6 protein-coding genes are annotated in these 4788 nt (G+C 46.7%); 3 read left to right on the top strand and 3 right to left on the bottom strand.

The genetic code is table 11. The annotated features are described in order from the left end of the window. The first annotated feature begins 222 nt into the window (after window positions 1-222). Both RMO79_RS23680 and RMO79_RS23675 read left to right on the top strand, forming a co-directional pair. Window positions 223-1926, top strand: a complete 1704-nt coding sequence (locus RMO79_RS23680) for a solute carrier family 26 protein (protein ID WP_310485730.1) — start codon at window positions 223-225, stop codon at window positions 1924-1926. 147 nt (window positions 1927-2073) lie between these two features. After that, window positions 2074-2253 (top strand): hypothetical protein, encoded by a 180-nt coding sequence (locus RMO79_RS23675; RefSeq protein ID WP_310485729.1) that lies wholly within the window; start codon window positions 2074-2076, stop codon window positions 2251-2253. Between the two features lie 324 nt (window positions 2254-2577). On the opposite strand, the gene RMO79_RS23670 is transcribed toward RMO79_RS23675, so the two are convergent. Genes RMO79_RS23670 through RMO79_RS23660 form a run of 3 tightly spaced genes read right to left on the bottom strand, consistent with a single transcriptional unit; the run spans window position 2578 to window position 3294 of the window. After that, on the bottom strand, window positions 2578-2745 hold the full coding sequence (locus RMO79_RS23670) for a hypothetical protein (RefSeq protein ID WP_310485728.1): 168 nt from the start codon (window positions 2743-2745) through the stop codon (window positions 2578-2580). A gap of 44 nt (window positions 2746-2789) precedes the next feature. Next, a complete protein-coding gene (locus tag RMO79_RS23665) occupies window positions 2790-3044 on the bottom strand; it encodes a hypothetical protein (RefSeq protein ID WP_310485727.1) in 255 nt (84 codons plus the stop codon). Next, entirely contained in the window at window positions 2995-3294 is a 300-nt protein-coding gene (locus RMO79_RS23660) for a hypothetical protein (RefSeq protein WP_310485726.1), read from the bottom strand. Before RMO79_RS23660 ends, RMO79_RS23665 begins: the two co-directional genes overlap by 50 nt. 97 nt (window positions 3295-3391) lie before the next feature. Here RMO79_RS23660 and xerC point away from each other — a divergent pair, with 97 nt between their 5' ends. Next, window positions 3392-4075 carry a tyrosine-type recombinase/integrase gene (gene xerC / locus RMO79_RS23655; RefSeq protein WP_310485725.1) on the top strand — a complete coding sequence of 228 codons (684 nt, stop codon included), beginning with the start codon at window positions 3392-3394 and terminating at the stop codon, window positions 4073-4075. Window positions 4076-4788 lie beyond the last annotated feature (713 nt).

Below are 4788 nucleotides of genomic sequence, written 5' to 3'. Positions count from 1 at the left end.
TCTTGGCGTTTTTATTCGGGGGTTCCCCCCGAATAAAAACGCCGCAGAATAAAAAACCGACAAGACAGCGGCTCGCGCACGCCTCTGTTTCCCGACGGTATAGCGAGACAGCGACGCATCGAACGGGAGGGAACCTCCCGTTTGTGTGCGTCAAGACAAGACATTGCCCCTACCTCAATAGCACTCAATGGAACCGTTTGGAATTATGCCACAGCAACGAAAATGCAACAGAGACTTTTGCTGAAATTGCCTGGTTTGCGCCAATTATTGGGCTATCAGAAATCGTGGTTGCGGGGAGATCTGCTTGCAGGCATCACCGTTGCGGCTTACTTGATTCCACAATGTATGGCGTATGGAGAATTGGTGGGTGTTGCGCCTGTCGTCGGACTATGGACGATCCTGCCTGCGCTGTTTGGCTATGCCTTATTTGGCTCATCGCGCCAGCTTTCGGTGGGACCAGAATCAACTACTGCGGTGATGACGGCAGCGGCGATTTCGCCATTGCTGCTGGCGGATGGGAGTAACTATGGGGTGCTGACGGCTACGCTGGCAATATTAGTCGGGGCTGTTTGCTGTGTTGGGTATATTGCTAGATTGGGCTTTCTAGCAAATTTGCTCTCCAAGCCGATTCTAGTCGGCTACATGGCAGGTGTCGCGGTCATCATGATAACCGGACAATTGGGCAAAATTAGCGGGATTTCCATTCCCGGTGCCACTGTATTCGCCCAAGTGAGCCAATTTATCCAACAGATCGACTTGATTCATTGGCCAACCCTGATTTTAGCGGGATTGGGGTTAGGCTTTCTAGTGGCGATCGGACATCGTTTCCCCACAGCACCCGCACCGTTACTGGCAGTACTAATCGGTACTGCTGCGGTCGCGATCTTCGATCTCCAGGGGCGTGGTATTGCGGTTGTGGGCGCAATCCCAGCAGGTTTGCCCCAATTTATCGTTCCTAGCTTCCCCACCCAGCTCCCCGCCCTGTTAGCCTCCGCTCTGGGGATTGCGATCGTCGGTTATTCGGATAATGTGCTAACTGCTCGATCGTTTGCCGCGCGTCACCACGACAAGATCGATGCCAACCAAGAATTACTCGCGCTGGGAGTGGCAAATTTAGGGGCGGGATTGGTGCAGGGATTTCCAGTCAGTAGTAGTGGTTCTCGCACGGTAATTGGGGATAGTTTGGGTAGCAAAACTCAGCTTTTTTCACTGGTAGCGATGGGGGTAGTAATTTCGGTGTTGCTGTGGTTGCGCCCAGTGTTGTCGTTATTTCCGAAAGCGGCGTTGGGTGCAATCGTGATTTTTGCGGCGTTTAAATTGATTGAAATTCCCGAATTTATCCGTTTATATCGGTTTCGTCGCAGTGAGTTTTTTCTAGCAATTATTACTACCTTTGGCGTGTTAGTTACCGATATTTTAGCGGGTGTAGCGATCGCGGTAGGTTTATCGGTAATTGAATTATTATCGCGACTAGCTCATCCCCATGATGCCGTGGAAGGAACGGTACCAAATCTGCCAGGACTGCACGATATCGACGATTGGGAAGGCGCGACGACAATTCCAGGATTAGTAATTTATCGCTACGATGCGCCGTTGTGTTTTGCTAATGCTGAAGATTTTAAGTATCGGGCAATGAGCGCGATCGAATCGGAAGTTACGCCTGTAGAATGGTTTGTCCTTAATACCGAAGCGATCGTCGAAATTGATATCACGGCGATGGATATGTTGGAGGAGTTATATGATGAATTAGCGGCTAGAGGAATTACCTTGGCAATGGCACGAGTCAAACAAGATCTCTACGCTCAATTAAAGCGATCGCCACTCCTCCACAAAATTACTGAGAAGCGAATTTATCTCACCTTACATACGATGATTATCGGCTTTGAGTCTCGATCGAAATTAGCCAGATCGAGCGGACATTTGTAAAGTTATAATCGTTAGATAATACGCCTAGCATTCTCATGTATGACATCTTATCTTTTGTGTAGAGATCGATTTAATTTCGGATCTCGATCTATGTCGATCTCTATCTTTGCATTACCCCAACAATCCAAGTACTAATCGCTGTAAACTATGCTTGGACGGTATTTTAGTAAAGTTACGACTTTATATCCCGATCGACACAAACGAGCAAAAGCCGCTAGCTTAGATAGAGATTTAGATAGACCTGGATCGCCCAAAGTCTTTACTTTTCATTTCAAAGCCTTACTAGACGAGATGTTGCAAGGATATTTGTTCGATTTACGACCATAAACACAGTTTAACTTTATCTTTAAGTCTATCTTTGTTTTTTAACCCTATCTAAGTCTATCTTGCCTAGTGGGGCCAGCACAAATCACGCTTCAAGATACTCGAAGCTCGGCTCAGTCGCAAAAACCAGGAAATCAGGAGTAAATTTGCTCCCTCAATCAGTAAAATAAATACAATAGGTACTCAGATCGTAGAGGCTGCCCTCTCCACATAAAAAAGGTGCTTTAGCTCCAGTATTCTAAATGAGTTGGTAGATATCCTCATTGCCCTCAAAATTAGAACCATAACAAACTTGCAGTCGGGCATAGTTAAGCTGATAAAGCTGACTCACAAAAGTTCTTCAAGCTGCAAGATGTCATAAATCTGGCTTGCACCCCAATGCTTGCCACCAGCAGCCAGACAAGTTTCGATCGCGGTTTGTAAGTCTGGATCTGAGTCAATTCTGCCAGTGCCACGACGATGACCAGATTTCGGCTTTTGACTGCTCGCGCACAACCGTCAGATTGTATTCCCGCTCGTATTTTGGCAACTCTAGAACCTCAATGAATTGCTCCAGATCTACCACCATCGACTGTCGCACATAGCGAAGCTTGCGCGCCGCCTCGGCGGTCGAAAGCATCCAGTGACATTATCGGTTCCTGCTCTGGACGAAACAGATATTCAATCTCTGATAGTTGCATCGCCGAGCGAGCGGCATAAATTTCACCCAGCCTACGGATTGCTTCTCCTGCTGCTTCTAGCTTGTCATTCGATGGTAATTGCTCGACCGCCGAGGCGGCGCGCAAGCTTCGCATGAATCGGTGAATCTTCCCTGTTCTCCCGCCACACATGAAGAATCCCATACTTCACATCGGGAGCGGAAACTTGATGATTGGTTTCGATTCGTTTACGCGATCGTTTCTGATTGATTCGATCGCGATTATTGATATAGAAGCGTCTGGCGGTACAGAGTTTATCATCCCAACAATTAGGGTGTTTGGCTCTAGCTTCGACTGGAGAAAGTGGCGCACATCGTTTACATTTTTCTGGTGTTTGTTTTGCCATCACTGTAAATTAAAGCCTGATATCTTGCAAATCGATCGCCTTATTCTTCACTCTCCCGCCGTCGGAGGCTCTGTTTCAAGTTCTTAATTACCGCCGGATGCTAATTGAGGCGAAGTTAGCCCCCAGCACGATTAATGTGCGATTATCCGCACTCAAATCACTCGTTGATTACGCTCGGAAAATGGGTGAATGTGCCTTTTCTCTCGATGATGTGCCTAAGCTCAAAACGGAGAATTACCGCGACACTACGGGGATTGATGCTGAGGTGTTTAAGAGTGTAATCAAATTAGCTGATGTGAATACGGTGAGTGGTGCTAGAGATTATGCAATTCTGCGGCTACTCTGGGACAATGCACTACGGCGGGGCGAGGTGTGCAGTCTAGATGTTAGAGATTTCTCTGCGTCGGGGCGCAAATTAATGATTTTAGGCAAAGGTAAAATCTCTAAAATTTCGATCGATCTCAGTAGTGGGGCGCGTGCTGCGATTTCACACTGGCTGGAATTGCGACGAGCGACCGTCTTGGCGAACGCCACGATGGTCGGCTCGTCAAGAGAGCGCGGCAGGTATAGTGATGACGATCCGATGTTTATTATCAGTTTGAGTCGCAATCAACCAGGTCATCGGCTGGGTGGGTCAGCGATCTATGCGATCGTCAGGCAGTACTGTCAGGAGCAGGCGGTCGAGAAAATTATGTCACCTCATCGTCTAAGGCATAGCATAGTGCGCTTACGGCTCACCTTAATGCTTCAGATGGGAATATTCGGGCAGCTCAAGCATTGAGTCGCCATGCAGATCTCAAAACGCTGTCGCTCTACGATGATAATCGCCACCAGCATCAAAAAGGAGCCACTGAGCTGTTGGGTAGTCTACTTGATGAGTGAATGGCGAAAGATAGAGTTCCGTCGAAATAGCTCGAGATCTGGATCTATTTCGATCTCTACAATCGCGTTACAAAGTCTTACTCCCAGAGTACCCCGCGCAGCTTGAAAAATTCAGCTCGATCCTCTGTCCCATTATCCGATCGGACGATGACTGACTCGCCCCTCTATTGATATATCTGTACGAGGATCTTCTTACGCTCACTTTCGATCGCGTCAACCAGTCGCTTCGCGATCGTCCCCATCTACTTTTTCTGGCGATCGCCCGGATTTTTGGCAATTCTAAAAAAACACGGAAAATAAGTGTTTATTTTTTATATCTATGAATTATTTGCAGAAATAATTAAATACTTTAAAAGCTGTGCGTATATTTTAAACGTATTTATAAAAAATAAATATAGATTAAAATCATATTTCCGCATAATTTTAATACTGCGCTGGATGATTGAGGTAGGATTCCTGCTTCGTCCTCCCCAACCTAAAAATCAGAACTCATTACCAATTGCGTAATCTTCAAAATGCAAATGTTACATAACTAGCGATCGAGGTGAGATCGCGATGATTTATAAAATGTGCCTACTTCGATCGCCATGAGATCGCCAATTGAGAGCTTTA

This window comes from Chamaesiphon sp. VAR_48_metabat_403, from assembly GCF_031422475.1.
Classification (GTDB): domain Bacteria; phylum Cyanobacteriota; class Cyanobacteriia; order Cyanobacteriales; family Chamaesiphonaceae; genus Chamaesiphon.
Note: the sequence above shows the minus strand (reverse complement) of the source record. Positions and strands in the feature narration are given on the sequence as shown.